The sequence below is a fragment of the Hydrogenobacter sp. T-2 genome (assembly GCF_033971325.1).
In the GTDB taxonomy this organism is placed as follows: Bacteria; Aquificota; Aquificia; order Aquificales; family Aquificaceae; genus Pampinifervens; species Pampinifervens diazotrophicum.
Genome location: NZ_CP117180.1, coordinates 800,819 through 825,818, shown reverse-complemented (window position 1 = coordinate 825,818; position 25,000 = coordinate 800,819). Strand labels below are relative to the sequence as shown.

The following is a 25,000-nucleotide window of genomic DNA, read 5'->3' as shown; positions in this document are numbered from 1 at the left end:
TTAAATTATATCCCATTATAGAGACTCAAAGCTTTTACAAGAGACCTTGCTGAGAATACGACTTATGGCCTCATCGTTTACGTTAGGCTTCTTTAGAAAGTTTTCCCGTCTATATCTGTGAGCAACTATTATTGTGTGAAGAGCTTCAACGGTCTTGTCTATAAACTCGTTTACCACTATATAGTCAAAGTGTTTTGCACAGGCTATCTCCTCTTCAGCCTTTTGAAGCCTTTGTTCTAAGTTTTCCCTGCCGTAGCCTCTACCCAAGAGCCTCCTCCTTAGTTCCTCAAGGCTTGGTGGCATAAGAAAGATAAGCACGTTTTCTGGATAGACCTCCTTTACCTTCTTTGCACCCTGCACGTCTATAACGAGAAGGGAGTCTATGCCTTCTTCTTCGTTCCTTAGGACTTGGTCCTTGGGTGTGCCGTAGTAGTTTCCGTAGACCTTAGCGTATTCAAGAAAATAGCCTTCCTCTATCTTTCTTTCAAACTCTTCCCTATCCATGAAGATGTAGTCCACACCGTGCACCTCTCCCTCTCTTTGTGGTCTTGTGGTTGCGGTTATTATCCTCTTTACCTTGGGACAGCTTTTGAGAAGTCTATCCGCTATCGTAGTTTTACCTGTTCCAGAGGGTGCGGAAAGGACGAAGAGCATGTTATAATTATAACCTATAAGGCGCGTAGCTCAGCTGGCAGAGCGCTGGCCCGACACGCCAGAGGTCGGCGGTTCAAATCCGCCCGCGCCTACCATGGTATAATCTTCAAGATGTTTCCAGATTTTGAGAGGGAGCTTCAAGAGATATACCAAAAGGTTGAGCAACTCAAAAGACTATACAGTCTTGGAGACAAAGAGAGGGAAAAGGAGCTCAGAAAAGCTCAAAGGGAATTCTTAAAAAAGAGCAAAGAGATATATTCAAAACTTGACCCTTGGGAGAGGGTTCTCCTTGCAAGACATCCTCAAAGACCACACGCAGTTGACTACATAAACCTCATATTCAAAAACTTCATAGAGCTTCATGGAGATAGGTGTTTTGGAGATGACAAGTCCTTAGTGGCTGGTTTTGCTTACTTTGACGCTTTCCCTGTGGCGGTGATAGGTCAAGAAAAGGGTAGGACAACAAAGGAGAAGATGGAAAGGAACTTTGGCATGCCTCATCCCGAAGGATATAGAAAGGCTATAAGGATAGCAAAGTTGGCGGAAAAGTATGGTATGCCTGTTATAACACTTATAGACACACCGGGAGCATATCCGGGTATAGGTGCGGAAGAGAGGGGACAGTCTGAAGCCATAGCCCAAAGTCTATATACCTTTGGCTACTTGAAAGTTCCAAGTATTGCGGTGATAATAGGAGAGGGTGGCTCTGGTGGTGCCCTTGCTCTTGGAGTTGCCAATAGGGTGCTTATGTTAGAAAATGCGGTCTATTCGGTGATATCTCCTGAAGGCTGTGCGGCAATACTTTGGAAAGACCAAGGCAAGGTAAAGGAAGCCTCAAAAGCCCTCAAGCTCACAGCCCAAGACCTTCTAAGGCTTGGAGTTATAGATGCCATAGTGCCAGAGCCTCTTGGTTCAGCCCATTGGGACCACAAAAGAAGTGCAAGGGTGCTAAAATACGTCTTAAGAAAATGCCTGAGAGAACTCTTACAAATGAAACCCGAGGAGTTAGTGCAGGAAAGGGTCAGAAAGTTTGAGAGGATGGGGGTTTTTGTGGAGCTATGAACTTTCTTTGTATACATTGCCATTTTCATCAACCACCAAGGGAAAACCCATACCTTGGTCTTGTACCCATAGAGGAATCTGCCCAACCTTTTGAGAATTGGAACGAGAGAATATTCAGAGAATCCTATCTTCCAAACCTTTACGCACACTATAGGAAGGAAGGCAGGATACTTAAGGTGGTAAACAACTACGAGCACGTAAGCTTTAACTTCACCTACAGTCTTCTCTCTTGGCTTCTCAGAGAAAAACCTTGGTTTGTCCAAAGGCTTAAGACCTCAGGCAAAAGGGCTATAGCCTCAGGCTTTAACCACACTATACTGCCCCTTGACCCAGAGGAGGACAGGGAAGTCCAGATAGTTTGGGGTATAAGAGCCTTTGAAAGGGTCTTTGGAAGAAAACCCTCTGGCTTTTGGCTTCCTGAGCTTGCGGTAGACAGAAAAACCCTTTCCCTCTTGCTAAAGCATGGCATAAAATACCTCATACTTGCACCACATCAGGTCAAAACAAAGGGAAGCTACCTTAGACTGCATCTGCCAGAGGGTCATATGGATATCTTTATCTACGATGGGGAGCTCTCTCATGGTATAGCCTTTGGAGAGCTTATAAACCACATGGATGAAGTTATAAGAAGAGTAGGCGAAAGAAGGGGTCTTACCCTTATTGCGGTGGATGGTGAGACCTTTGGTCATCACAAGAAGTTTGGTGAGATGGGGCTTGCTTACCTTATAGAGAACTATCCAAACATCAAAGGTCTTGAGGAAATACACAAGATAATGCATCCAGAGGGAGAAACGGATATATGGGAGTTTACCTCTTGGAGCTGTGCTCACGGTATAGAAAGATGGAGGTCTGACTGCGGCTGCTCCACTGGTGGTCTTCCTGGTTGGCATCAAAAGTGGAGAGGACCTATGAGGGAAGCCCTTGAAATAGTCAGGTCAAAGGTAAAGGAAAGGCTCTTTAGAGCCTTGGAAAAATATACAAAAGACCCGCAGAGTGCCCTTTTTGACTTTGTGGATATACCGCTTGGAGGTTCAAAGGAAGAATATCTGCAGGAAAAGGCAAAAAGACCTCTTAGCAAAGAGGAAAGAGCGGAGCTCTTTAAGCATCTATATGCTTACAAATACATAAGTTATGCCTTTTCTTCCGATGGCTGGTTTTTTGCAGAGATTTCTGGTATAGAGGCTGTAAAGAACCTGCTCTTTGCAAAAAAAGCCATAGACCTTATGGGCGATAGCGGGCTTGAGGAGAGATTTCTCAAGGTGCTTTCTGAAGCTCCCAGCAACCTTCAATCTTATGGCAACGGTCTTGGGGTGTGGCAGAGCCTTGTCTTGCCTCAGAAGGTTTCAAGGGAGCGTCTAATCACTTCCATAACCGCCCTTGAGCTGTCAGACGTCATACCTCAGGAAGGAACGTTGGGAAATTTCTACTATAGGGTAGAGGGCTTTGAACCTTGGAAGGTCTACATCAAGGATATGGAAACGGAAGAGGAGTTTGAAGCCTTAGAGGAGCTAAGGGAGTTTAATCTTAGTCATGTGCCTCAACCTTTTCTCAGTTGGCTACTGGATAAATGGGCTTATACATACCTTGAAGAGGATGTGAACTTTACCGAAAGCTATGAACTCCTGCTTGAGGGTTTGCTTTTTCATGCAAGAGGCAGGTATTTTGAAGCAGGAAACTTGATAGAAGATAATGTAAAAGCATACCTCAGGCTAAAGCTTTACCTTCTTCTTAGAAGGCTTGCTCCTGTGGATGAGATTAAGAAGGTATTGGACAAGGCGGAAAGCCTTAACCTTGACATAAGAGATGTCTCTGTCAAGTTTTGGACGGAAAGATACGTAGGTAAGAAGATACTTATGGGATTGTCAGAAGGGGAAGCAGAGGAGATAGCCACCTTTATCAAAGATTACAACAGAGGGGTTGGGAAGTATGAACTTATGGTAAACCTGTGGGAGCTTCAAAACTGGGCGTGGGAAAACAGAGAGAAGCTAAGTCAAAAAACGCTCAATCTTTTAGGCTTTGAATAAAATACTACCATGCAGGGAAAGGGGCTCTTTACAGACCTGTATGAGCTCACCATGGCTCAGGCTTACCTTGAAAACAACAAGGTGGGCAGGGCGGTCTTTAGCCTTTTTGTGAGAAAACTTCCAGAAAACAGAAACTTTCTCGTATCCTGTGGGCTTGAGCCTCTCATTGAAGCCCTTGGGGAGTTCAAGTTTGGTAGTGAGGAGTTAAGGTATCTGAAGTCCTTGAACATGTTTAAGGACTGGTTTTTGGATTATCTGGAGCAGTATCAGTTCAGGGGAAACCTCTACGCTATAAGGGAGGGTATGATAGTCCTTCAAAATGAACCGCTTATTCAGATAGAAGGGTCTTTGCCGGAGGTGCAGATCCTTGAGACGCTCGTTATAAACATAGTGCATTACAATACGCTTGTTGCCTCAAAATCCGCAAGGTGCTACTTGGCATCTAAGGGTAAAGCTCTTGTGGACTTTGGCTTGAGAAGAGCTCATGGGCTTGACGCAGGTCTATACGGAGCGAGGGCTTGCTATATAACAGGTTTTACAGGAACCTCAAACCTCTGCGCAGGAAGGAAGTATGCCATTCCCGTCTTTGGCACTATGGCACACTCCTTTGTTATGGTCTTTGAGGAAGAGGAGGAAGCCTTTAGGGCTTTTGCAAGGAGCTTTCCAGACAAGACGGTGTTTCTCATAGACACCTATAATACCTTCGAGGGGGCAAAAAAGGCTTTAAAACTCCTCAGAGAAGGTATAAGGGTTGTGGGAGTAAGGGTTGACAGTGGAGACCTACTTGAGGAATGCGTGAAAGTCAAGGAGCTTTTCCAGAGGGAAGGCTTTTGGGATATAAGGATTGTGGTAAGTGGTGGGCTTGATGAAGAGGACATACACAAACTTGTATCAAATGGTGCACCAGTGGATATCTTTGGCGTTGGCACTAAGGTTTTGACCTCTGCGGACGCTCCCTATCTTGATATAGCCTACAAGCTGGTGGAATATGAAGGAAAGCCAAAGTTTAAGTTAAGCCCCGGAAAGCAAACCTTTCCCTACAAAAGACAAGTCATAAGGCACTATGAAAATGGTCTTATGTGCTACGATGAGGTTATTCCCTACAGAGAGGGAGGGCTTGTGGAGCTTGTATTCAAAGAGGGAAACCTTACAAAGCCACTGCCTACCTTGGAAGAGATAAGAGAAACCTTCTTTAATGAGCTTTCCAAATTGCCTGAGGAGTTAAAGTCCATAAGCAAGAAAAGGGATTATAATGTTTTATTAAAGGAGGTTTAGATATGAGTAGAAGACCTAACATAGAAGAAGCACTTAAGAAGGTATCTTCAAGGTATGAACTTGTGCACGCTGTTGCAAAAAGGGCGAGCCAGCTACTGGAAAAGGGGGAAGATATCTTTATAAGGGACAAGACGAGAGGCGAGCTTATAAAGAAAACCTTCCAGGCTATAGAGGACATAGCTCAGGGTAAGGTTCATGTAGTAAAGTTGAGGAGAAGCTCTGAAAATGATTAAGAGTTTAGCATTTCTTCACATTTTCTTTGCCGTTGTATGGATAGGTGGGATGGTATACAGCCTGCTCTTCCTCAAGCCATCTCTTAAGGAGCTTTCCAATGAAGACCATAGGCAAAAACTCCTTCGCTCCGTGTTTTCAAAATTCTTCCCTGCGGTCTGGCTCTCCATACTTGTCTTGTTTATAACAGGCATGGGGCTGTGGCATGGTTATAGAAGGGATTTTTCTGATAATCCTCTATTTCATACAAAGCTTTTCCTCTTTGCCCTTATGGCTCTGGTGTTTACATATATCTACTTTTTTCTCTTCAGAAAAAATAAGCTTTCACATATTCCTAACCTCATCTGGGTAAATCTAATCTTGGGGATCTTCATCCTGCTTATAATCACCTACATAAGTTAACTATGGTTTTACTACTGTTTTTAATACTTCCTTTTCTTGCCTACGCTCAGCTACCGATAGAATACACACTTTTTATGAACTACATGGAAAGGAGGGACATATCAATTGGATATAGAATATTGAGAGATTACCCACACGTGGTTTTCAAAGATGATTTAATGCTTCTTCTTGCCCAAGATGAGGTAAAAGTAGGACAAATTCAATCTGCTCAAAAACTTTTGATGGATATAAACCCAAGAAACCTCAGGGAGGACCTGAGGAGAGAATATGTAAAGCTTTGGAAGGAGCTGGGTTTAGACCCAAAGGTAGGCTTTTTAAAGTCTCCCGTGCTCTTTAGGGAATATATTCCTAGCATAAAACTGAGTCCAGAAGAAGCTCTATCTGCGTCAGAAGAACTCTTTAGGAGAAGATATTACAGAGAAGTGGTTTTGCTTCTTGAGGGTATGGACTTCCAGAGAGTTTGTTATATGCTTGGTATGTCCCTGAAATCTCTCAGAGAGAGTGAAAGGGCTTTTGAAGCATTTCAAAGTTGTGAAGAAGATAGGGCAAGGGTTGAACTGGCTACAATGCAGTATGAAATGGGGCAAAGGGCAGGGGTTGAGGAAACCCTGTCATCTATCAAAGATAGGAACCTTCTTTCAGATGCCCTTTTTAGGCTTGGAAGACTAAACATGCATAGAGGAAATTTCTACGAAGCCATAAACTACCTTATCCGTATGGAGCCATCCCATAGAAGAGATTTTAACCTTGGACTTTCCTATTACGCCATTGGGGACTATGCGAGAGCTTTTGAATACTTTGTAAACTCAACAAGGAACACTCAAAGAAGAGATGAGATGTCCGCTGGCAATTTCTGGGCATATAAGAGTGCGCTGCTCTTAGGGAGAGAGGACGCGGGAGAGCATCTTATAAGGGCTTCCAACGGCACAGGTTTTTATCATGCGGTTGCCAGTTCCATGTTGAGTCTTCCAGTGGCAAGTAGAGCGATGAGGGTAGTGATGGAAGATGAGAGCTTTCCAAAAACCGCGAGGATAATAAGAGCCATATGGGAAGCGGGGTTTCCTGAGTATGCAAGGCTTGAGGCTTTTAAAAGGCTTAGGGACATTAGCTCCTCTGACGTAATAGCCTTATCGCGTCTTGACCCACATCTTGCCATAAGGCTTGCGGTCAGAAAATACGGCTATGGTAGTTTTGTATATAATGCGGTAGCCTTTCCGAAACCTTATAGAAATATCGTAGAAAGAGTCTCAGAAAGGTATTCCGTAGAGAGTGCTCTAATATACGCAGTTATGAGGCAGGAAAGCCTTTTTGACCCTTACGCTGTCTCTGTGGCAAATGCCAGAGGGCTTATGCAGGTTATAGATAGCACTGCACAGTATGTGGCAAGAAGAGAAGGAATAAGAATAAGAAACATCTACGATCCAGAGACCAATATAACGCTTGGCACCGCTTACTTGAGATACCTCTCTGACCAGTGGAGAGGTGACCTTGTAAGAACTCTTGCCAGCTACAACGCAGGACCTGGAAGAGTAAGAAGCTGGGTGCAACACGAAGACCAATATCTTTTTATAGAGACAATACCTCTTAGAGAAACCAGAGACTACGTCAAGAGGGTGCTTTATAACTACTATGTATACTCAGAGCTTTTAAAGTGATGCTACCGCCTTGTCTATCTTCTCAAGAGCCAAGTGTATGTCTTCTTCTGTGTGTGCTGTGCTAAGAAACCATGCCTCAAACTGAGCAGGAGGTATGAGAACGCCTTCTCTAAGCAGAGACCTGAAGAACTTACCAAACATCTCTCTATCTGATCTTTTGGCTGTCTCGTAGTCGTAGACCTCCTCCTCTGTAAAGAAGACGGTAAACATAGAGGCTATCTGGTTTATCCTATGGGGTATTCCATTTCTGTGCAAAATCTCCGATATGCCAGAAGTAAGCTTTCTTGTAAGCTTTTCTAACTCTTCGTATGGCTTTAGAGTGAAGAGCTCCTTGAGGGTTGCAATACCTGCTACCATAGAAAGTGGATTGCCAGAAAGGGTTCCTGCTTGATATACTGGACCCTCTGGTGCCACCTTTTGCATTATTTCTCTTCTTCCTCCATAAGCTCCCAACGGCATACCGCCCCCTATTATTTTCCCCATACAGGTAATATCTGGGTCTCTACCAAAGAGCTCCTGTGCACCACCCTTTGAAAGCCTAAAGTTTGTTATCACTTCGTCGCATATGACTAAGGCACCGTATTCCCTTGTTATCTCTCTTATTTTCTCTAAGAAGCCAGGCTTTGGTAAAACCACTCCCATATTGCCAGCCACAGGCTCTACAATAACACAGGCTACGTCCTCTCCATACTTTTTGAAGACTTCCTCAAAGGCTTGTGGGTCGTTATAAGGAATTACGAGAGTGAGACTTGCTATATCTTCTGGAACTCCCGGTGTCCCTGGTATACCAAGGGTGGCAACACCAGAGCCAGCACTCACCAAAAGGCTATCCCCATGCCCATGATAGCATCCGTCAAACTTTACCACGTATTTTTTTCCCGTATATCCTCGTGCTAACCTTATGGCGGACATGGTAGCCTCTGTGCCAGAGGAGACAAACCTAACCATCTCCACCGAAGGCATAGCGGATACCACAAGCTCCGCAAGGGTTATCTCATGCTCGTTGGTTAGTCCATAAGAAAGACCCTTCTTAGCTTGTTCACACACCGCCTCCACCACTTTAGGATGAGAATGCCCAAGGATAAGAGGACCCCAAGACATGAGAAAGTCAATGTATTCTTTGCCCTCCACATCCCAAAGCCTTGAACCTTGAGCCCTTGAGACTATTATAGGCTCTCCACCTACAGCCTTGAAAGCCCTAACGGGAGAGCTAACACCTCCCGGCATAATTGCCTTTGCCCTTTCAAAGAGCTCACTGTTCCTCATTTAGACCCTCCACATCTTCTGGGTAGGAATAAACCTCAAAGCCATACTCCTTTGCAAGGTTCATCGCCTTTGAGTCCACCATAGGGGATATAATCAAGACCCTATCTACCTCTTTGCCTTCTCTCTTTTTGTAAAACTCCACTTTTCTTTTCAAAACAAACACATCAGACTTACTCATTGAAGACTTTATCTCCGCAATAAGGGTTTTACCATCCCTTATTATCAGGTCAAGCTCCACTTGGTCTGGTCTTCCAAAAACTTCTCCCTCTTGGTCGTAAGCTAAATACCTTTCCACCTTCACAGGAAAGTCTTCTTCAAGTATGCCTTTTATAGCCTCTCTAAAGGAGCTTTCCGCTCTTAACCCCCACCTTGCACCCAATGCCCCTATGCCCGTGTCGTATTTCCTATGGAGTTTCTTAATCTCTTCCATCAGCTCTCTATTTATTTTTTGCTGCTCTTCCCACCTTCTATTTTGCTCTTCCCACCTTTTGTTCTGCTCTTCCCATAGTTTCCTTTGTTCCTCCCATCTCCTATCTTGTTCTTCCCATCTTTTGTTCTGCTCTTCCCATCTTTTATTCTGCTCTTCCCATCTCTTGTTTTGTTCCTGCCAGAGACTGCTTTGCTCCTGCCACTTTCTTTCCTGTTCCTCTCTAAGCCTCACAAGCTCATCGCCTATCCTTACCAGTTCTCTGTAGAGCCTCTCTATGTTATCTTCTGTTTTTTCCTTGTCTGCAAAGTGAGTGGACAGCTCCTTAACTACATACTCTCTAAGCTCGGGTTCTTGCAAAACCTTCCTCAAAAACCTTTTTGCCTTCTCTACAAAAACTCTTTTTGCCATAACAAACTTATATTATATTATCTTTACTTTTAGATTCCTGCGGAGGTAGAAAGATGGCAAGGACCCTTGGGCTAAAATGTAGAGAATGCGGAAGGGAATATAGCTTAGAACCCATGCATGTATGTGAATATTGCTTTGGTCCTCTTGAAGTTGTCTATGACTACGATGAGATAAAGAAGAAGGTCAGCAGGGAAAAGATACAAGAAGGACCCAAAAGTCTTTGGAGATACATAGACCTTTTGCCAGTGGAAGAGCCAAGGGTTGGTCTAAATGCAGGCTTTACGCCTCTTAAAAAGGCGGAGAATCTGGGAAAGTTGCTTGGGCTTGAAAACCTCTATATAAAGGACGATTCCGTGAACCATCCCACTCTTTCTTTCAAAGACAGGGTAGTCTCTGTTGCCATATCAAAGGCGATAGAGTTTGGCTTTGACACCGTTGCGTGTGCTTCTACGGGAAACCTTGCAAACTCTGTGGCAAGCCATTCCGCTCAAGCTGGTCTTAACTGCTTTGTTTTTATACCCGCCAACCTTGAGTCTCAGAAGATATATGGAAGCCTTGTTTTTGCTCCCACGGTGGTGGCAGTGGAAGGCACATATGATGACGTAAACAGACTTTGCTCTGAAATCGCCAATGAGCTCCAATGGGCTTTTGTAAACATAAACATAAGACCCTTTTACGCAGAGGGTTCAAAGACCCTTGCCTTTGAGGTGGTAGAACAGCTTGGATGGAGAGCTCCAGACGCAGTGGTAGCTCCAGCAGCTTCTGGGTCTTTGGTAACTAAAATATGGAAGGGTTTAAAGGAGCTCCTAAGGGTTGGTCTGATAGAGGAGATGAATACAAGGGTTTACGGTGCACAAGCGGAAGGGTGTTCTCCAATAGCTCAAGCGTGGAGAGAAGGAAGGGACTTTATAAAGCCTGTAAGACCTAATACCATAGCCAAGTCTATAGCCATAGGAAATCCGGCGGACGGCATATACGCCCTGCAGGTTACTAAGGAAAGCAGAGGAGACTGGGAAACTGCCACGGACGAAGAAATCATAGAAGGTATTAAGCTCCTTGCGGAGACAGAAGGCATCTTCACAGAAACCGCAGGCGGGACAACCATAGCGGTTCTTAAGAAACTGGCACAAAAGGGTGCTTTTAGAAGGGACGAGGTGGTAGTGGCCTACATAACAGGCAATGGCTACAAGACCATGGAAGTCCTTGACAACCATCTAAAAGAGACTATACATATAAAACCGAGCCTTGCAGACTTTAAGGAGAAAATACTTGCTCGTGTTTAAATACCTTGCCCATATCCTCTTTCTCCTCCTCCCTTTTTTTCTAACCTCCTGTTCTCAGGAGACTATACCTAAAATACAGGTAAGGACTCTTGAAGGTAAGGAGGTATATCTTTCGGACTACAAAGGGCAAAAAATCCTCATTTACGTGTGGAGTAGAACTTGTGTGGGACACAGCGAACATCTAAAGGAGCTAAACAAACTACAAGAAAAGAAGAAAGACTTTCTTATCATCTCCTATGCGGTAGCTATGGAGCCTGAGGATGTAATAAAAAGCTATCAAGAGTTAGATATAGAGCCAAAATTTCTCACTCTCGTGGACACGGAGGTGAAATTCAATGACTATTTTCCCATTACCTTTCTGCCGTCCACTTACATATTTAACGAAAAGGGTAGGTTTGTAAGTAGCCATCCCAGTCTATATATCCCATAAAAGCCCAAGCCATGCTATAATCCTTTTTCTATGAAGGACATAGGGCAGTATAACCATAAGGCAATAGAGTCCGAGCACTCAAAGAGGTGGGTAGAGAAGGCTCTTTATTCTGTAGAAGACCCATCTCCTCAAAACAAGTTTTCTGTTGTTATACCTCCACCTAATGTGACAGGTTCTTTGCATATGGGACATGCTCTAAATGCCACCTTGCAGGATATAGTTTGCAGATGGCAGAGGATGCTTGGTAAGGATGTGGTTTGGGTGCCAGGCTTTGACCATGCGGGTATTGCAACCCAGTATGTAGTGGACAAACAGCTACAGGAAAAGAACATAGACAGGCTACATTTGGGTAGAGAAGAATTTCTCAAAAGAGTCTGGGAATGGGTTCCTATATCAAGAAACGCCATAAGGAAGCAACTTGAAAAACTTGGTGTCAGTGTAGATTGGAAGAGGGAGAGGTTTACCCTTGACGAAGGCTTTTCAAGGGCGGTCAGGCACGCCTTTAGAAGGCTATACGAAGAGGGCCTTATATACCGTGCGGAGTATATGGTAAGCTGGTGTCCAAAAGACCTTACCGCCCTTTCTGACCTTGAGGTGGAACACGAAGAAGAAGAGGGAAAGCTCTACTACATACGCTACCCTCTTGAGGACGGCTCAGGCTACATAACCGTTGCTACCACAAGACCAGAAACCATGCTCGGAGACACTGCGGTTGCGGTCCATCCTCAAGACGAAAGGTATAAGAACCTTGTAGGTAAGAGGGTTAGACTTCCCCTTGTGGATTGGAAAAGGATAGCTATGGATGGCTCAGAGGTGGAAAACCTTATCCCCATTATAGCGGACGAAAGGGTAAAGCCTGAGTTTGGAACGGGAGCGGTAAAGATAACTCCCGCACATGACCCTCTGGACTTTGAAATAGGAAAGTCTTACGGTCTTGCCTTCGTGCAGGTAATGGACCAGTTTGCCAATATGAACCAGAACGCAGGCAGGTTTGCAGGACTTGACAGGTATAGTGCGAGGAAAAGGATAGTGCAAGAGCTTGAAGAACTTGGACTTCTTGAAAAGGTAGAAAACCATAGGCATGCGGTTGGTAAATGCTATCGCTGTAAGACTGTTCTTGAGCCAACTGTCTCAAAACAATGGTTTCTAAAAGTCTCAGACCCACGCATAAGAGAGAAAGCCATAGAGGTAGTTAAAGAAGGTCTTGTAAATTTTATACCAGAGAACTGGAAAAAGATATACCTACAATGGATGGAAAACCTCAAAGACTGGTGCATATCTCGTCAGATATGGTGGGGGCATAGAATACCTGTTTGGTATTGTGAGGACTGCGGACACGAAAACCTGTTTACTGATGAAGACTTTGATAGAGTATATGACAAGCTCATCTTTAACCTCATAGCGGATGGCAAAATAAGAGGGGAGTTTACTCCAGAGGAGGTAGCCAATATACTTCATTCTCCCTCCTTTGTCCATCCAGAGCTAACTGTGTTGGACTTTTACAAGAAGTTTGCCTTTCATAAGTATCACTCTACAGAAGTGGACGCTAATTCTCTTAGGCTTTTTTTCACTCAAGACCTAAACCCCATGGCTATTCTCACAGAAAAGAAGAGCAGATACAGGTATGAAAGTAAGAAAAAGACCTATAGGTTTGTTTTGCGTTGTAAAAAGTGCGGTTCTGAAAATCTAAGGCAAGAAACAGACGTGCTTGATACATGGTTTTCCTCTGCCCTTTGGCCCTTTGGAGTTTTTGGCTGGCCAGAAGATACAAAGGACCTCAAAGCCCTATACCCCACAGACCCATTAGTAACAGGCTTTGACATTATCTTTTTCTGGGTTGCCCGTATGGTTATGATGGGGACTTACTTTATGGAGGATATTCCTTTTAAGGATGTATACATACATGCTCTTATAAGAGACGAAAAGGGACAGAAAATGTCCAAGACCAAGGGTAATGTGATAGACCCTCTTGATATTGTGGAGAAGTATGGAGCGGACGCACTGCGTTTTACCTTGGCTATTCTTACACAGCAGGGAAGGGATATAAGGCTCTCTGAAAAGCGTTTTGAAGGTTATAAGCACTTTGCCAACAAGCTGTGGAACGCAGGCAGGTTTATACTTATGAACCTTGAACCAGACCTACTTACAAAGCTACCTTACTGTGCGCCACCAAGAAGTGAAGACTTATGGATAATCACAAAGCTAAACAGAACCGTAGAAATGGTAAACAAAGCCCTTTCAGAATACGAATTCTCAGAAGCCTCAAGGGAGCTATATGAGTTTATATGGAGTGAGTTTTGTGATTGGTATATAGAGTTCTCAAAGCTCAGGCTATACGCCAAACCAGAGGAGAATGTGTCAGAAGAAGAGAGAAAGGCACAAGAAGAAGCCATAAACAAAGAAAAAATAACCGTTCAGGCAACCTTACTTAATGTCTTTGAAAAAACCCTTAGGCTTTTGCATCCCTTTATGCCCTTCATAACAGAGGAGCTATGGCTTGAGCTTCCCACAGCCCACAGAGAAAGCATATCTCTTACAGAATATCCTCAACATAATCCCTCAGAGATTTACGAAGAGGCGGAAAGCAAGGTGGAAAGGCTAAAGGAAATTATCTCCGCCATACGCTCCCTCAGAAGCGACCTAAGAATTGAGCCCTCAAGGAAGATAAGGCTTTACTACAAGGCAGGAGAAAGCAAGGAGCTTGTGCAGGAGTTTATGCTTCACATTTTGAGCCTTGCAAGGTTGGAGAGCCTTGAGGAGGTGCAAACAGAACCACCCAACTGTGTAGCAGGCTTTTCAAGAGATTTTGAGTTTTATCTACCTGTAGAAGAGGGTGTAAAGGTTCAAGAGCTGATAAACTCCTACTCAAAAAGGCTTTCGGAAATAGAGAAGTCTTTGCAGAGCTTCCAGCAAAAGCTAAGCAACGAAAACTTCTTAAGTAGAGCTCCAGAAGAAGAGATTAACAAAGCCAAAGAAGCCCTTGAAGAGCTCCAAGAAGAAAAGCAGAAGGTGGAGAGCTTGCTTTCTCTTCTGAATCGTTTAGTGTGATGTGATTTCTATCATATTGCAAATTATTCGCATATGCTTATAATACTATATATCAAAATTCTTATAAGGAGGTAGAGACATGGAACAAGTAGTCAGCATGCCAAGGATAGGAGACCAGGCTCCAGCCTTTGAAGCCCAAACCACTATGGGTCCTATCAAGTTCCCTGAAGACTTTCAGGGTCAGTGGGTGGTCTTCTTCTCACACCCAGCAGACTTTACGCCAGTTTGCACCACAGAATTTATGGGCTTTGCCAGACTCCACCAAGAGTTCCAGAAGAGAAATGTCCAGCTCCTCGGACTAAGCATTGATAGCAACTTCTCTCACATCGCTTGGGTAATGAATATTAAGGAAAAGATGGGTGTGGACATACCCTTCCCCATAGTGGCAGACGCAGACGGCAAAGTGGCAAGGCTCTACGGCATGCTTCATCCCGGAGAGAGCTCAACTGCCACTGTGAGAGCTGTGTTTGTGGTAGACCCTAACGGAAAGATAAGAGCCATAATCTATTACCCACTATCCGCAGGTAGGAACATGAGGGAGATACTCAGGCTAATAGATGCTCTCCAAACTGCAGACAAGCATGGAGTGGCAACACCAGCAGACTGGGTTCCCGCGCCTCAAACTTGGGAGTTCACTGAAGAAAACACCAAGGTGATAGTGCCTCCACCTACCACGTACGAAGATGCGATAAAGAGACTGAAGGATGGTTATGAGTGCGCGGATTGGTATTTCTGCAAGAAGAAGTTGGGGTAAGCCATGAGTATGGGATGCGTAAGTCCAGACGGAAAGCTATCAGAAAGGGCACTTTCTTTTCTCAGGCTTGTTAAGGAAAGGGGCAAGATAAGACCAGAAGAGGCGGTCGAGCTCACCGGCCGCCCCCTTTTCCAAGTAAGAAGCTCCCTCAGAGAACTCACTCAGGCGGGTTTTCTTCAAGTAGAGGGGCAGGAATATGCTCTAACTGAAAAGGGACATAGTGCTTTGGAATAGTCATAATACTCCACTCTTTCCATTTCTCTAATCTTTCACAGGAAGAGAACTACCTCTCGTTTATTTCTATCTTTAAAGAGTGCTTTATTCTTTTCCAACTTATTACACCTTGTCTCTAAGGACTGGGAAAGAGAGCTTGAAGAAATATTGACATTTTACAAATATCCCTATGAGACAAGGAGGATGTTGGCGACGGTGAACTTTGTGGAGAGTATAAACAGCAAGATAAGGAAGGTGATATATGGCAAGAGGATATTTCTGACGGATGAGGCGTTGTTGAAGGTGTGTTATGGAGTAGGTATGGACTTAGAGGAGGGTAAAGCCTTTGAGGGATTGGGAGAGGATATATGCTCAGCTGATAATTCTTTTTGAGGTTAGGCTATGGGGTAATTCTATGAGTGCTAGTTATGGCTTCTGCCATTGAACCCTCTTAGTATACGGTCATCTTTGTTTGTATAAATGGCATCCTTACTGACGCACTTGTGCTACAGGGTGGAGGTTTCAAAAAGCCGAATTTATTCCGTAGGTTCTCCAAAACACTTCTATTAAAGTTTATTTCAAAATTACCGCTGATGTTCACATTGTTATTACTATTAGAGTTGCTAACTATCGCGCCATTTAAGGAGAAATTACCATTACCATCTCCTATGTTAAGGTTATTGTTCGCATCAGTTGCAAAGACAAGCCCGTTTATGCTCGCAGTTCCATTCCTCTGTATGTTCATGTTGTTGTCTGTTATTAAAAGGACGGGATCTGTTTGAGAACCAAGATAGCTGTTACCCCTCAAGTCTATATTAAAGTTTCCAACTCCTGCACCACCACTATAAAGAAGTCCACCTTTCCACTTTAAGCCATTGTCATCGAGCCTTATATTCTGGGCAAAAACATTCACATTCTGAACCGTAATATTGTTAGATTTATCCTCAAGTTGATTTCTGGCTATAAGGGTGACATTTGAAACATTGCCATTTAGGTTTATCTGATTTGCAGCAATTGGACCACCACCGTTAAAGTTGTTTATATCTAGAGTGGCATTCTGTCCGAGGTCTACCGCACTGCAAGTAGCAACGGTTCTGCCTGCAGTTATGTTTACGCCTCCTATGGTTATATTATTCTGAGGTTGGACGAGATACTTACTGCCATCCCATACAAACCTTAGGTTAGTATTACCACTGCAGTTTATATTGTTTCCAGATGCTGTGCAGTTGTTGTATCCCGCTCTACAAACATCATAGTTTGGTGGATTAACTGTGTTTATAACCTGGCTCAACAACTGCCCGTTTTGGTCGGATATCTGCGTTATGGTTCCAGTTATACCTGTGGGTGTTCCGTTGTTAAAGCTAACTCTAAATTGGTTAGAAAGCATATTAAGAAGTTCAGTTCTGTTGTTTATATTGTCAAATACGGTGCTTGTTAAGTCTCTATTTAGAAGCTCTGGGCTGACAACCAATGGGTCCACCAATGCTGTAACACCTTTCGGATTGTTAGGGCAAGTGGTTACAAGGTTTCGTTGGGGCAAATTAGACAGTTGATTACCTATGACTACTGCGGGTGTTCTGCAGTTTACATCGCAACTTGTTATGGCACCAGAGCCTCCTATGTTTAAGTTGCTGGCTTGCCTAAAGGTTAATGTTCCAAAATCTCCAGCTGGATTTCCCATACTAAGTATTGCCACCTTTACCACATTGGTATTATTCCCTATTGTAGCCCTTGCCCACAAAAAGCAATGACCTCTATTATTATCACTTAGTGTTCGGACTTCAACATTGGCACCGTTAAAGTTAAAGTTTGCAACATCACCACAATTAAAATTTCTCTGTATTATTCTTCCTGAAACTGTTTGAAGCCCTGCGTTTGCTGCCTTTTCCGCTCTGTGCCATGCCTGTTCTGAAGATATGGACCTAAAGCCCATCTCAGATACAAACATGCCTGCTATTCCCATAACAAGTATAGCTACGCCAAGCACCAAAGTAGTTGCAAGTGCAAAGCCTTTCTCTCTCATGGCTATCACCTCCCATAAATTCTTGTTATAGGATAAGTCCTACCATCCGCACTCACAAAAGTGGCATTAACCACCACAGACCTACCTTGTCTTTGGACACTAAAGTTTTGAACCCTTCCTATTCTAATCGCTGTTTCTGTGTCATTGCATGCTTGTGCCAAGTCAACTCTGTCCATAAGTAGCCATCTGTAAGTTACTCCGCTTGGTGTCCGCTCTTGGTTATTACTTAAATAAATAGTTACTCTATGAGGGACACGGGTTATGTAGTCTCCAGGCTCTAATGTTATATCATCGCCTGCGTTAACTATTCTATTTACGGCGGTATTAATGGTGAGATTGACTTGATGTCCTTGAATACAATCGGGCTGTCCACTAAATTGAGATAGCCTTACTGGAACTGGGACAGTGTTTCCGTGATTATCAGTATAAAAGCTACCCTTTACATTACCATTTCTCCATACGTAATAACAATTTTGTCTCTGATTAGAGCTTAATCTACAGCTTAATACATTTGCGTTATTGCCATTGGTAGATACAACGAAACCAATGCCATAAAGGTTTGCATAAAAAATCACATATGTATTGGATACCTGTGGCTGACCTAGTGGCTGACCTATGCTTAGCTCTGATATTACACTCATACACATAGGATCGGATGGAGGTGCATATGTAGGAGGTATAGAGTTGTTTAGACTAGAAACTATGACTCCTGTGCAGTCCGGTATGCTATTGGTAATATTGCAATTGTTATTCGCACATGGCACGCCTGCACCCCACCTTGAAAAAATAAATTCAAGAGTTGTTATAGCGTTTCTCACATCTTCGCTCATTTCCGCAACATCTCTATTTACCCTAAAAGCGCGGTTTGAACCCATAAAAAGGGACGCTATAGCTAAGAGTATTATGGAAGACACCATTATCGCTACAAGAAGTTCAACAAGAGTAAAACCTCTTCTCATAGCCCACCTCCTCATGGAAGATTACAAACCACATCCGTAAGGCTGTAGCTAATTCCAGATACATTTGCAGAAGCTGTTATGTTGCTACATGTGTTCTGTGGAGGATTACAATTACCGCTCAGGTTAACATTTATATTACGTCCTCCGCAGTTATAGGCAGTCCTTACAACGCCACCTCTGCATGCTTCTATGGTGGAGCTTACCGCCTGCACTACACATGTAATTTCCACATTGCTCCTGTTATAAACTCCAAACATTGTAAGAAGTCCTGCAATACCTACTGCGATTATAAAGGTTATCAATACAGCCACAAGTCCCTCTACAAGGCTAAAACCTCTCATTGGCAAGCCTCCCTTTGTATATAACCAGACATATCCCTCACTCTATATTGAACGCAGGCATTTACGCCATCGTTTCTGCTTACTCTTATAGTTCCATTGCCTATTGCCAAACCTCTTGGGTCAAAACCAACAGGCGTGCCTATTCCCTGTATTGTAACAAAGTTTTCTCTTAATATAGTTCTTATTAACTGACCTTCACAGTTAAGAGTTCTGTTTAAACCTCCATTGTATACCTTTATGCCATCGTTGTCTACACATATAATCGTGTTTATACCCCTTTCCATAGCTATCAACTTGGCCCACTTTAGTGTGCTTTCTACCTGCAAAACTTGTTCGTTATATTTGTATGCCCTGTAGTATCTTGTTATATGTGGTATGGACACGCTCGCTAATATAGAAAATATTAAGATGACCACAAGAAGCTCCACAATACTAAAACCCTTAGCTTTCATACCAAAGCCTCCTTTTAATACTATAAGTTTTATAGCCCTGCCTATGCGTGAATTTTAGGTGAAGTCAAAAGGAACACGTATTACCAGTGCATACTCCCCTTCTTACAAAACCTCTAAGAGGCTGTAAAGTATAGCAAGCACAATCTTGAGTGTCGTTTCTTACAATCCGTATAGTGCTACTAAAAATTGCAAAGCCCCGAGGGTCAAAGGCAGACCCTCCACCACTTGCACTTAGGCTAACAAAGTTATCTTTAACCTCTATCCTTCTTATAACATCCCCAGAGCATATTCCTGACCGTCTCGTTCCCATATTATGAAGCGTTAGAGTGTTGTTTTGCACGCATATACCCACATTTATGCCCCGCTCCATGGCTATTAACCTTGCCCACTTTAAAGCACTTTCTACCTGCAGAACATATTCGTTGTATTTATAAGTCCTGTAATATCTACCAAAAGCTGGTATGGCTATACTTGCCAGTATGGATATTATAAGGATAACTATCAAAACTTCAAGAAGGGTAAGCCCCCTCTTACTCCTCATAAAACCTGACCCCTCCAAGCTATATTATAAAACCTCTAAAAACTGTAGTCTTCATCCTCCTGCTTTAGCCCCTCTACATCCTCCGCATAAGAATAAACCTCTATACCATTTTTTAGTGCCACCTCCTTTGCCTTTGGCTCTACAATAGGCGATATTATTATGGCCCTGCTAACCTTTACTCCTTCCTTAGATTGGTAAAAGTCTAACTTTCTTAAAAAGGCATACACATCAGCCTTACTCATAGAGGACTTTATCTCCGCTACGATTATCTCGCCATTTTTAATGATAAGGTCAAGCTCTATCTGGTCTGGTCTTCCAAAAACTATACCTTCCTTGTCGTAGTTGAGATATCTTTCCACCTTTACAGGAAAACTCTCCTCAAGTATACCCTTGAGAGCATTCCTAAAAGACTCCTCAGAATGTAGCCTCCAGCGAGCTCCAAGAGCACCAATAGTAGAGTCATGTTTCCTGCTTAGCCTTTTTACCTCTTCCATAAGAAACTGTACAGCTTTGCTGTGTTCTTCAAGTATCTTGGAATGTTGCATAAGTATTTCTCTTTGCTCCTCAAGAGCCTTCTTATACTCTTCCCACCTTCTCTCAGATTCCTCTCTGTGTTCTTCAAGAGCTTTCTTATACTCCTCCCACTTCCTTTCAGATTCCTCCCTTTGCCTTTCCAACTCCGCCCAGATTGATTCCTTTTCCTTTTTGTCCTCTTCTCTTCTCCTTTCCAACTCTGCCCACATTCTTTCCCTTTCTTGTCTTTCTTCCTCTCTTCTCCTTTCCAGTTCCGCCCATATTTTATCTCTTTCTTGTATGTATTGCTCCCATCTTTTGTTAGACTCTTCCCTTTGCCTTTCCAACTCCGCCCACATTCTCTCCCTATCCTCCAAATACTCCTGCCACCTCTTCTCGGACTCCTCTCTTAGTCTTACCAGTTCCTCATAGAGCTTTTCTATCCTATCTTCGGTCTTATCCTTCTCTGCAAAGCTGTCTTTTAGTAGGTCTTTGATGTAAGCCTTTATGACGGGGTCTTCCTTAATAATTTCTGGCAATACCTTAAGAACAAGCCTCTTTAGCTCTTCAAGGTTTTGTGCCTGCATAATAGTAAATTATAAGCCTACACCTTTGAAAAGATGAATATTGAGCTTCTTGATATAAATCATTCTGAAAGACCTTGCACAACCCTTAAAATATAGCAAAACCCATAAGGAGGTAAAACCATGGCACAGACCGTAAACCTAAAAGGCAACCCTGTTGCCCTTTGCGGACCTACTCTTAATGTGGGAGACCCTGCTCCAGTAGCTTATGTGGTCACAAAGGACCTTCAAGAAATAGCCATAGGTGGACCAAGCGATAAGGTGCAGGTAATAGTCACAGTTCCATCTTTGGACACTCCTGTATGTGAGACAGAGACCAAAAAATTCAACGAGCTTATGGCAGGTATGGAAGGCGTGGCAGTGTGCGTTATTTCTATGGACCTTCCCTTTGCTCAAAAGAGGTTCTGTGAGAGCTTCAATATTGGCAATGTGGTGGTAGCTTCTGACTTCAGATACAGAGACATGGAGAAGTATGGCGTGCTCATATCCGAGGGTGCTCTCAAGGGTATTCTCGCAAGGGCTATATTTGTGGTAGACAAGCAGGGTAAAATAGCTTACACACAGCTTGTGCCAGAGATAACCCAAGAGCCAAACTACGACGAAGTGGTAGCCAAAGTAAAAGAGCTTCTATAAACAACTTGGGGGCTTTGCCCCCGTTATTGATTTTGTTAGTGTTAATACTATATTAAAAGGGGATGGGTGAAAAGATGAAACTAACCGTCAAAGAATTCTTTGAAACTTATCCAGAAGAATCAAGAGTTGAGCTTATTGACGGGGAGGTCTTTGAGATGCCTGCACCAAGTTTAATGCACCAAATAATACTTTCCAGACTTCTGAGAAAACTTTTTGCATATCCCAATACGGAAGATAAGATAGTGCCATCTCCTATAGACCTTGTTCTGTCTGAGGATACGGTGCTACAGCCAGATATAGTCTATTTGTCCGAAAAGCCTGAGAGGTTAGACAAAATATTTTCAATACCAGAAATGGTAATAGAGGTAGTATCTCCTTCCACCTTTAAGCGAGACTTGACAGATAAGATGAAGCTATACGAAAGGCATGGAGTAAAAGAGTATTGGCTTGTGTTTCCTCTGGAGAAAACTATTATGGTATACGAACTAAAAGAAAAGGGCTATGAGCTTTTCTCCTTCGCTACGGAAAAGGGTAAGGTAAAGTCAAAAGTTCTTGAAGGCTTTGAGCTTGAGGTAGAAGAGGTCTTTGGAGGGCTTTAATGGAGGTAAAAACAAGGCTGACTACAGAAGAATTTTTTAAGCTATATCCAGAAGAGAGCAGAGTTGAGCTGATTAACGGGGAGGTCTACGAGATGCCTGCACCAAATGTCAGCCATCAAAGGGTGCTTTTTTACCTCTCAAGGTTGATACATGAACATTTAACTGTTTCAAAGCTTCAAGGTGAGGTGTTTATCGCTCCAGTAGATGTGGTCTTTTCTGAAGAATTAGTCCTCCAACCAGACATAGTATACCTCTCAGACCTTTCAAAGGTGAAGGACAAGATATACAGTGCTCCTGACCTTGTAGTAGAAGTGGTTTCACCTTCTACCTTGAAGAGAGACCTAACAGATAAGATGAAGCTGTACGAAAGGCATGGAGTAAAAGAGTATTGGCTTGTGTTTCCTCTTGAGAAAACTATTATGGTATACGAACTAACAGAAAAAGGCTATGAGCTTTTCTCTTCTGCCACAGAAAAGGGTAAAGTAAAGTCAAGGGTCTTAGAGGGTTTTGAGTCAGAAGTAGAAGAGGTCTTTGAGGGATTGTGATGGAAGTTAAGACAAGACTAACTGCGGAAGAGTTCTTCAAGCTATATCCACAAGAAAGCGGGATTGAGCTAATTAATGGGGAGGTCTTTGAAATGCCTGCACCAGATGCCAATCATCAAGACATAGTTGGAAATCTATTTTACTTTTTAAAGGGACATGTTAGAGTAAAAGGCAAAGGGAAGGTTTTTGTTGCACCTATGGATGTAGTCATTGCGGAGGATATTGTCCTTCAACCAGATATACTATTCGTAGAAGACATAAACAAGGTAAAAAAGAAAATACATGGCTCGCCAGACCTTGTAGTAGAAGTGGTTTCACCTTCTACCTTGAAGAGAGACCTAACGGATAAGATGAAGCTGTATGAAAGGCATGGAGTAAGAGAGTATTGGCTTGTGTTTCCTCTGGAGAAAACTATTATGGTATACGAACTAACAGAAAAAGGCTATGAGCTTTTCTCTTTTGCTACAGAAAAGGGTAAAGTAAAGTCAAAAGTTCTTGAGGACTTTGAGCTTGAGGTAGAGGAAGTTTTTGGAGGGCTATAATGGAAACAAAAACAAAGCTAACCGCGGAGGAGTTCTTTAAGCTGTATCCAGAGGAAAGTAGAGTTGAACTCATTGACGGGGAGGTCTACGAGATGCCTGCACCAGAGTTTATACACCAAGAGATTATTGCGAGAATATTTATCCCATTGAGGCTCTATACAGAAGAGAAAGGAATGGGTAAGGTGGTGCTATCTCCTGTGGATGTGGTTCTTGATGAAGAGACTGTGGTTCAACCTGACTTGGTTTACCTTTCGGATAGGAGTAAAATAAAGAAAAAAATTTATGGAATTCCAGATATAGTTGTTGAGGTTGTATCCGCTTCAAGTCTCAAGAGGGATGTTCAAGACAAAAAGAAGCTTTACGAAGCCTTTGGTGTAAAAGAATATTGGCTTATTTTCCCTTTAGAGCGAAACATTATGGTTTACGAACTTACACAAAAGGGTTATGAGCTTTTTTCTTATGCTACAGAAAAAGGTAGGGTGAGGTCTAAAGTTCTTGAGGGTTTTGAACTTGATGCAGAAGAAATCTTTGGAGGGCTTTAGTGAAGGTCAAAACAAAACTGACCGCAGAAGAATTTTTCAAGCTGTATCCAGAAGAGGGCAGGGTTGAGCTAATTAATGGGGAGGTCTACGAGATGCCCGCACCAACACCAAAGCATCAAGACATTTTATTGAGAGTTTTTATACCTATGAGAGGTTTTGTGGATACCAACTCTCTTGGTCTAATACTTGTAGCTCCCGTGGATGTGGTCTTTGACGAAGAAAATGTGCTACAGCCTGATATTGTGTATGTATCTGACCTTTCAAAGGTAAAGGACAAAATATATGGTGCTCCTGACCTTGTAGTAGAAGTTGTCTCACCTTCTACCTTGAAGAGAGACCTAACAGATAAGATGAAGCTATATGAAAGGCATGGAGTAAAAGAGTATTGGCTTGTGTTTCCTCTGGAGAAAACTATTATGGTATACGAACTAACAGAAAAATGCTATGAACTCTTATCTTTCGCTACGGAGAAAGGTAAGGTAAGCTCAAAGGTCTTGGAGGGTTTTGAGTTAGATGTGGAAGGGATTTTTAACTTATAATAGAAGGGAGGAGGTCGTATCGTGCAAAGGGAAAGGCTCTATTCTAAGAAGTTAAACGCTGGCAAAAGAACATACTTTTTTGATATCAAGAAGGGTAGGGATGGCTCTGCCTACTTAGTGATAACGGAACAGACAGAAGACAGAAAAAACAGGCTAATGGTTTTTGAAGAAAAGGCAGAAGCCTTTATGTCCGCCCTGCAGGAGGTAGTGGGTAAGATGAAGGAGGTAAAGTAAAAGCTTTGAAATACCCTGCAGGAGGTGGGAGTTATGAAGAAGTTTATCCTCTTTATTCCCTTCCTTAGTTTTGCCCTTGAGGATTGCAGACCTTCCATAAGCCTTGAGCAAGCTATAAACAACGCAAGACAGCATGTAGGAACTGTGCAGTCCGCCCAGCTCTCTCAGAACAAAAAGACGGGAGAGTGTTTTTATAGAGTTAGAGGAACAGAAGGCACAGCAGTAATTGACGCAAAGGATGGAAAGCTCCTGAGGTTTACCAGAAAAAGGTAAGCTTACTTGGAGGGTCTGAAGGCTTTTACTTTGCTCTCATCTGTGGTTATATAGGGTCCACCTATTAGGTCTATGCAGTAGGGGACTGCAGGAAAAACTGCATCAAGGCAGACCTTTATAGATTGAGGCTTGCCAGGCAGGTTTATTATGAGGGTTTTGTTTCTTATGCCTGCGGTTTGACGGGAAAGGATTGCGGTAGGCACTTGTTTTAATGACACAGTCCTCATAAGCTCACCAAAGCCTGGGAGCATTTTTTGGCATACCGCCTCTGTAGCCCCTGGCGTCACATCTCTTGGTGCAGGTCCTGTCCCACCGGTGGTAAGTATAAGACAACAACCCTCTATGTCCGCCATGTGTATCAAAGCACCCTCTATTAGGTCTCTCTCGTCAGGGACTATACGGTATACTATCTCAAAGGGTGAGGTGATAACTTCATTTATATACTCTATAATGTATTTACCGCTTATGTCTTCGTATTCTCCTCTACTTGCCCTATCTGATATGGTAAGCACTCCAATCTTTGCCTTTTCCATGTGTTTATATTA

The 25,000-nt window shown here is 43.0% G+C and carries 29 protein-coding genes and 1 tRNA gene; 20 read left to right on the top strand and 10 right to left on the bottom strand.

From position 1 onward, the window contains the following. Window positions 1-15: 15 nt before the first annotated feature. Window positions 16-654: a guanylate kinase gene (gmk, locus tag IAE16_RS04815; protein WP_323701598.1), complete on the bottom strand. Its 639-nt coding sequence runs from the start codon at window positions 652-654 to the stop codon at window positions 16-18. A 19-nt stretch (window positions 655-673) separates the two neighbouring features. Between gmk and IAE16_RS04810 the strand changes: the two genes are divergently transcribed. The 6 genes from IAE16_RS04810 to IAE16_RS04785 all read left to right on the top strand — a co-directional run bounded on the left by IAE16_RS04810 (window position 674) and on the right by IAE16_RS04785 (window position 7,303). Then, window positions 674-749 (top strand) — tRNA-Val (locus IAE16_RS04810). Window positions 750-765: 16 nt separating this feature from the next. Further along, complete coding sequence (locus IAE16_RS04805; protein WP_323701597.1) at window positions 766-1,716, top strand: acetyl-CoA carboxylase carboxyltransferase subunit alpha; 951 nt, start codon at window positions 766-768, stop codon at window positions 1,714-1,716. Then, the gene (locus tag IAE16_RS04800) at window positions 1,713-3,740 is read left to right on the top strand and encodes a DUF3536 domain-containing protein (RefSeq protein WP_323701596.1); all 2,028 of its coding nucleotides are present in this window, start codon (window positions 1,713-1,715) and stop codon (window positions 3,738-3,740) included. Before IAE16_RS04805 ends, IAE16_RS04800 begins: the two co-directional genes overlap by 4 nt. 9 nt (window positions 3,741-3,749) lie before the next feature. Then, window positions 3,750-5,015 (top strand): nicotinate phosphoribosyltransferase, encoded by a 1,266-nt coding sequence (locus IAE16_RS04795; RefSeq protein WP_323701595.1) that lies wholly within the window; start codon window positions 3,750-3,752, stop codon window positions 5,013-5,015. Between the two features lie 2 nt (window positions 5,016-5,017). After that, window positions 5,018-5,248 carry a DNA-directed RNA polymerase subunit omega gene (gene rpoZ / locus IAE16_RS04790; protein WP_323701594.1) on the top strand — a complete coding sequence of 77 codons (231 nt, stop codon included), beginning with the start codon at window positions 5,018-5,020 and terminating at the stop codon, window positions 5,246-5,248. 402 nt (window positions 5,249-5,650) lie between these two features. Then, window positions 5,651-7,303, top strand: a complete 1,653-nt coding sequence (locus tag IAE16_RS04785) for a lytic transglycosylase domain-containing protein (protein ID WP_323701593.1) — start codon at window positions 5,651-5,653, stop codon at window positions 7,301-7,303. On the opposite strand, the gene hemL is transcribed toward IAE16_RS04785, so the two are convergent. Beyond that, window positions 7,295-8,569: a glutamate-1-semialdehyde 2,1-aminomutase gene (gene hemL, locus IAE16_RS04780; RefSeq protein WP_323701592.1), complete on the bottom strand. Its 1,275-nt coding sequence runs from the start codon at window positions 8,567-8,569 to the stop codon at window positions 7,295-7,297. The two genes, IAE16_RS04785 and hemL, sit on opposite strands and share 9 nt — an antisense overlap. Then, window positions 8,556-9,407: a PD-(D/E)XK nuclease family protein gene (locus IAE16_RS04775; protein ID WP_323701591.1), complete on the bottom strand. Its 852-nt coding sequence runs from the start codon at window positions 9,405-9,407 to the stop codon at window positions 8,556-8,558. The genes hemL and IAE16_RS04775 overlap by 14 nt, the downstream gene beginning before the upstream one ends. Before the next feature lie 53 nt (window positions 9,408-9,460). Here IAE16_RS04775 and thrC point away from each other — a divergent pair, with 53 nt between their 5' ends. The 6 genes from thrC (at window position 9,461) to IAE16_RS04745 (ending at window position 15,528) form a co-directional block, all read left to right on the top strand. After that, window positions 9,461-10,690, top strand: coding sequence for a threonine synthase (thrC, locus tag IAE16_RS04770; RefSeq protein ID WP_323701590.1), 1,230 nt, complete (start codon window positions 9,461-9,463; stop codon window positions 10,688-10,690). After that, window positions 10,683-11,120, top strand: a complete 438-nt coding sequence (locus tag IAE16_RS04765) for a TlpA family protein disulfide reductase (RefSeq protein WP_323701589.1) — start codon at window positions 10,683-10,685, stop codon at window positions 11,118-11,120. The genes thrC and IAE16_RS04765 overlap by 8 nt, the downstream gene beginning before the upstream one ends. A 30-nt stretch (window positions 11,121-11,150) precedes the next feature. After that, the gene (locus IAE16_RS04760) at window positions 11,151-14,168 is read left to right on the top strand and encodes a valine--tRNA ligase (protein WP_323701588.1); all 3,018 of its coding nucleotides are present in this window, start codon (window positions 11,151-11,153) and stop codon (window positions 14,166-14,168) included. Between the two features lie 79 nt (window positions 14,169-14,247). Continuing rightward, window positions 14,248-14,922 carry a peroxiredoxin gene (locus tag IAE16_RS04755; protein ID WP_323701587.1) on the top strand — a complete coding sequence of 225 codons (675 nt, stop codon included), beginning with the start codon at window positions 14,248-14,250 and terminating at the stop codon, window positions 14,920-14,922. A gap of 3 nt (window positions 14,923-14,925) precedes the next feature. Further along, window positions 14,926-15,156 carry a hypothetical protein gene (locus IAE16_RS04750; RefSeq protein WP_323701586.1) on the top strand — a complete coding sequence of 77 codons (231 nt, stop codon included), beginning with the start codon at window positions 14,926-14,928 and terminating at the stop codon, window positions 15,154-15,156. A 21-nt stretch (window positions 15,157-15,177) separates the two neighbouring features. Beyond that, complete coding sequence (locus tag IAE16_RS04745; protein WP_323701632.1) at window positions 15,178-15,528, top strand: transposase; 351 nt, start codon at window positions 15,178-15,180, stop codon at window positions 15,526-15,528. 58 nt (window positions 15,529-15,586) lie between these two features. On the opposite strand, the gene IAE16_RS04740 is transcribed toward IAE16_RS04745, so the two are convergent. The 6 genes from IAE16_RS04740 to IAE16_RS04715 all read right to left on the bottom strand — a co-directional run bounded on the left by IAE16_RS04740 (window position 15,587) and on the right by IAE16_RS04715 (window position 20,551). Beyond that, window positions 15,587-17,158 carry a hypothetical protein gene (locus IAE16_RS04740; protein WP_323701585.1) on the bottom strand — a complete coding sequence of 524 codons (1,572 nt, stop codon included), beginning with the start codon at window positions 17,156-17,158 and terminating at the stop codon, window positions 15,587-15,589. A 5-nt stretch (window positions 17,159-17,163) separates the two neighbouring features. Continuing rightward, complete coding sequence (locus tag IAE16_RS04735) at window positions 17,164-18,117, bottom strand: PilW family protein (RefSeq protein WP_323701584.1); 954 nt, start codon at window positions 18,115-18,117, stop codon at window positions 17,164-17,166. Between the two features lie 11 nt (window positions 18,118-18,128). Beyond that, window positions 18,129-18,458, bottom strand: coding sequence for a type IV pilus modification PilV family protein (locus IAE16_RS04730; protein ID WP_323701583.1), 330 nt, complete (start codon window positions 18,456-18,458; stop codon window positions 18,129-18,131). Further along, window positions 18,455-18,910 (bottom strand): GspH/FimT family pseudopilin, encoded by a 456-nt coding sequence (locus IAE16_RS04725; protein WP_323701582.1) that lies wholly within the window; start codon window positions 18,908-18,910, stop codon window positions 18,455-18,457. Before IAE16_RS04725 ends, IAE16_RS04730 begins: the two co-directional genes overlap by 4 nt. Window positions 18,911-18,974: 64 nt before the next feature. Further along, window positions 18,975-19,451, bottom strand: coding sequence for a GspH/FimT family protein (locus IAE16_RS04720; RefSeq protein WP_323701581.1), 477 nt, complete (start codon window positions 19,449-19,451; stop codon window positions 18,975-18,977). A gap of 35 nt (window positions 19,452-19,486) precedes the next feature. Further along, complete coding sequence (locus IAE16_RS04715; RefSeq protein ID WP_323701580.1) at window positions 19,487-20,551, bottom strand: DUF3782 domain-containing protein; 1,065 nt, start codon at window positions 20,549-20,551, stop codon at window positions 19,487-19,489. Between the two features lie 120 nt (window positions 20,552-20,671). Here IAE16_RS04715 and tpx point away from each other — a divergent pair, with 120 nt between their 5' ends. The 8 genes from tpx to IAE16_RS04675 all read left to right on the top strand — a co-directional run bounded on the left by tpx (window position 20,672) and on the right by IAE16_RS04675 (window position 24,455). Continuing rightward, complete coding sequence (gene tpx, locus IAE16_RS04710) at window positions 20,672-21,181, top strand: thiol peroxidase (protein WP_323701579.1); 510 nt, start codon at window positions 20,672-20,674, stop codon at window positions 21,179-21,181. 74 nt (window positions 21,182-21,255) lie between these two features. Further along, window positions 21,256-21,780: a Uma2 family endonuclease gene (locus tag IAE16_RS04705; RefSeq protein WP_323701577.1), complete on the top strand. Its 525-nt coding sequence runs from the start codon at window positions 21,256-21,258 to the stop codon at window positions 21,778-21,780. Beyond that, window positions 21,780-22,325 carry a Uma2 family endonuclease gene (locus IAE16_RS04700; RefSeq protein WP_323701575.1) on the top strand — a complete coding sequence of 182 codons (546 nt, stop codon included), beginning with the start codon at window positions 21,780-21,782 and terminating at the stop codon, window positions 22,323-22,325. Before IAE16_RS04705 ends, IAE16_RS04700 begins: the two co-directional genes overlap by 1 nt. Beyond that, window positions 22,325-22,867, top strand: a complete 543-nt coding sequence (locus IAE16_RS04695; RefSeq protein ID WP_323701574.1) for a Uma2 family endonuclease — start codon at window positions 22,325-22,327, stop codon at window positions 22,865-22,867. The genes IAE16_RS04700 and IAE16_RS04695 overlap by 1 nt, the downstream gene beginning before the upstream one ends. Next, entirely contained in the window at window positions 22,867-23,409 is a 543-nt protein-coding gene (locus IAE16_RS04690) for a Uma2 family endonuclease (RefSeq protein WP_323701573.1), read from the top strand. Before IAE16_RS04695 ends, IAE16_RS04690 begins: the two co-directional genes overlap by 1 nt. After that, window positions 23,409-23,948, top strand: a complete 540-nt coding sequence (locus IAE16_RS04685) for a Uma2 family endonuclease (RefSeq protein WP_323701572.1) — start codon at window positions 23,409-23,411, stop codon at window positions 23,946-23,948. Before IAE16_RS04690 ends, IAE16_RS04685 begins: the two co-directional genes overlap by 1 nt. 21 nt (window positions 23,949-23,969) lie before the next feature. Further along, window positions 23,970-24,182 (top strand): DUF3276 family protein, encoded by a 213-nt coding sequence (locus tag IAE16_RS04680; protein WP_323701571.1) that lies wholly within the window; start codon window positions 23,970-23,972, stop codon window positions 24,180-24,182. A 33-nt stretch (window positions 24,183-24,215) separates the two neighbouring features. Beyond that, window positions 24,216-24,455, top strand: a complete 240-nt coding sequence (locus IAE16_RS04675) for a PepSY domain-containing protein (RefSeq protein ID WP_323701570.1) — start codon at window positions 24,216-24,218, stop codon at window positions 24,453-24,455. Window positions 24,456-24,457: 2 nt separating this feature from the next. Here the strand turns inward: IAE16_RS04675 and mog are convergent, their stop codons facing one another. Then, the gene (gene mog, locus IAE16_RS04670) at window positions 24,458-24,988 is read right to left on the bottom strand and encodes a molybdopterin adenylyltransferase (protein WP_323701569.1); all 531 of its coding nucleotides are present in this window, start codon (window positions 24,986-24,988) and stop codon (window positions 24,458-24,460) included. Between the last annotated feature and the right edge of the window lie 12 nt (window positions 24,989-25,000).

Excerpts from the sequence above, each read along its gene's own strand:
- gmk (WP_323701598.1), bottom strand. The coding sequence starts at position 654 with ATGCTCTTCGTCCTTTCCGCACCCTCTGGAACAGGTAAAACTACGATA.
- IAE16_RS04805 (WP_323701597.1), top strand. The coding sequence starts at position 766 with ATGTTTCCAGATTTTGAGAGGGAGCTTCAAGAGATATACCAAAAGGTT.
- IAE16_RS04800 (WP_323701596.1), top strand. The coding sequence starts at position 1,713 with ATGAACTTTCTTTGTATACATTGCCATTTTCATCAACCACCAAGGGAA.
- IAE16_RS04795 (WP_323701595.1), top strand. The coding sequence starts at position 3,750 with ATGCAGGGAAAGGGGCTCTTTACAGACCTGTATGAGCTCACCATGGCT.
- rpoZ (WP_323701594.1), top strand. The coding sequence starts at position 5,018 with ATGAGTAGAAGACCTAACATAGAAGAAGCACTTAAGAAGGTATCTTCA.
- IAE16_RS04785 (WP_323701593.1), top strand. The coding sequence starts at position 5,651 with ATGGTTTTACTACTGTTTTTAATACTTCCTTTTCTTGCCTACGCTCAG.
- hemL (WP_323701592.1), bottom strand. The coding sequence starts at position 8,569 with ATGAGGAACAGTGAGCTCTTTGAAAGGGCAAAGGCAATTATGCCGGGA.
- IAE16_RS04775 (WP_323701591.1), bottom strand. The coding sequence starts at position 9,407 with ATGGCAAAAAGAGTTTTTGTAGAGAAGGCAAAAAGGTTTTTGAGGAAG.
- thrC (WP_323701590.1), top strand. The coding sequence starts at position 9,461 with ATGGCAAGGACCCTTGGGCTAAAATGTAGAGAATGCGGAAGGGAATAT.
- IAE16_RS04760 (WP_323701588.1), top strand. The coding sequence starts at position 11,151 with ATGAAGGACATAGGGCAGTATAACCATAAGGCAATAGAGTCCGAGCAC.
- IAE16_RS04755 (WP_323701587.1), top strand. The coding sequence starts at position 14,248 with ATGGAACAAGTAGTCAGCATGCCAAGGATAGGAGACCAGGCTCCAGCC.
- IAE16_RS04750 (WP_323701586.1), top strand. The coding sequence starts at position 14,926 with ATGAGTATGGGATGCGTAAGTCCAGACGGAAAGCTATCAGAAAGGGCA.
- IAE16_RS04740 (WP_323701585.1), bottom strand. The coding sequence starts at position 17,158 with ATGAGAGAGAAAGGCTTTGCACTTGCAACTACTTTGGTGCTTGGCGTA.
- IAE16_RS04735 (WP_323701584.1), bottom strand. The coding sequence starts at position 18,117 with ATGAGAAGAGGTTTTACTCTTGTTGAACTTCTTGTAGCGATAATGGTG.
- IAE16_RS04730 (WP_323701583.1), bottom strand. The coding sequence starts at position 18,458 with ATGAGAGGTTTTAGCCTTGTAGAGGGACTTGTGGCTGTATTGATAACC.
- IAE16_RS04725 (WP_323701582.1), bottom strand. The coding sequence starts at position 18,910 with ATGAAAGCTAAGGGTTTTAGTATTGTGGAGCTTCTTGTGGTCATCTTA.
- IAE16_RS04720 (WP_323701581.1), bottom strand. The coding sequence starts at position 19,451 with ATGAGGAGTAAGAGGGGGCTTACCCTTCTTGAAGTTTTGATAGTTATC.
- IAE16_RS04715 (WP_323701580.1), bottom strand. The coding sequence starts at position 20,551 with ATGCAGGCACAAAACCTTGAAGAGCTAAAGAGGCTTGTTCTTAAGGTA.
- tpx (WP_323701579.1), top strand. The coding sequence starts at position 20,672 with ATGGCACAGACCGTAAACCTAAAAGGCAACCCTGTTGCCCTTTGCGGA.
- IAE16_RS04705 (WP_323701577.1), top strand. The coding sequence starts at position 21,256 with ATGAAACTAACCGTCAAAGAATTCTTTGAAACTTATCCAGAAGAATCA.
- IAE16_RS04700 (WP_323701575.1), top strand. The coding sequence starts at position 21,780 with ATGGAGGTAAAAACAAGGCTGACTACAGAAGAATTTTTTAAGCTATAT.
- IAE16_RS04695 (WP_323701574.1), top strand. The coding sequence starts at position 22,325 with ATGGAAGTTAAGACAAGACTAACTGCGGAAGAGTTCTTCAAGCTATAT.
- IAE16_RS04690 (WP_323701573.1), top strand. The coding sequence starts at position 22,867 with ATGGAAACAAAAACAAAGCTAACCGCGGAGGAGTTCTTTAAGCTGTAT.
- IAE16_RS04675 (WP_323701570.1), top strand. The coding sequence starts at position 24,216 with ATGAAGAAGTTTATCCTCTTTATTCCCTTCCTTAGTTTTGCCCTTGAG.
- mog (WP_323701569.1), bottom strand. The coding sequence starts at position 24,988 with ATGGAAAAGGCAAAGATTGGAGTGCTTACCATATCAGATAGGGCAAGT.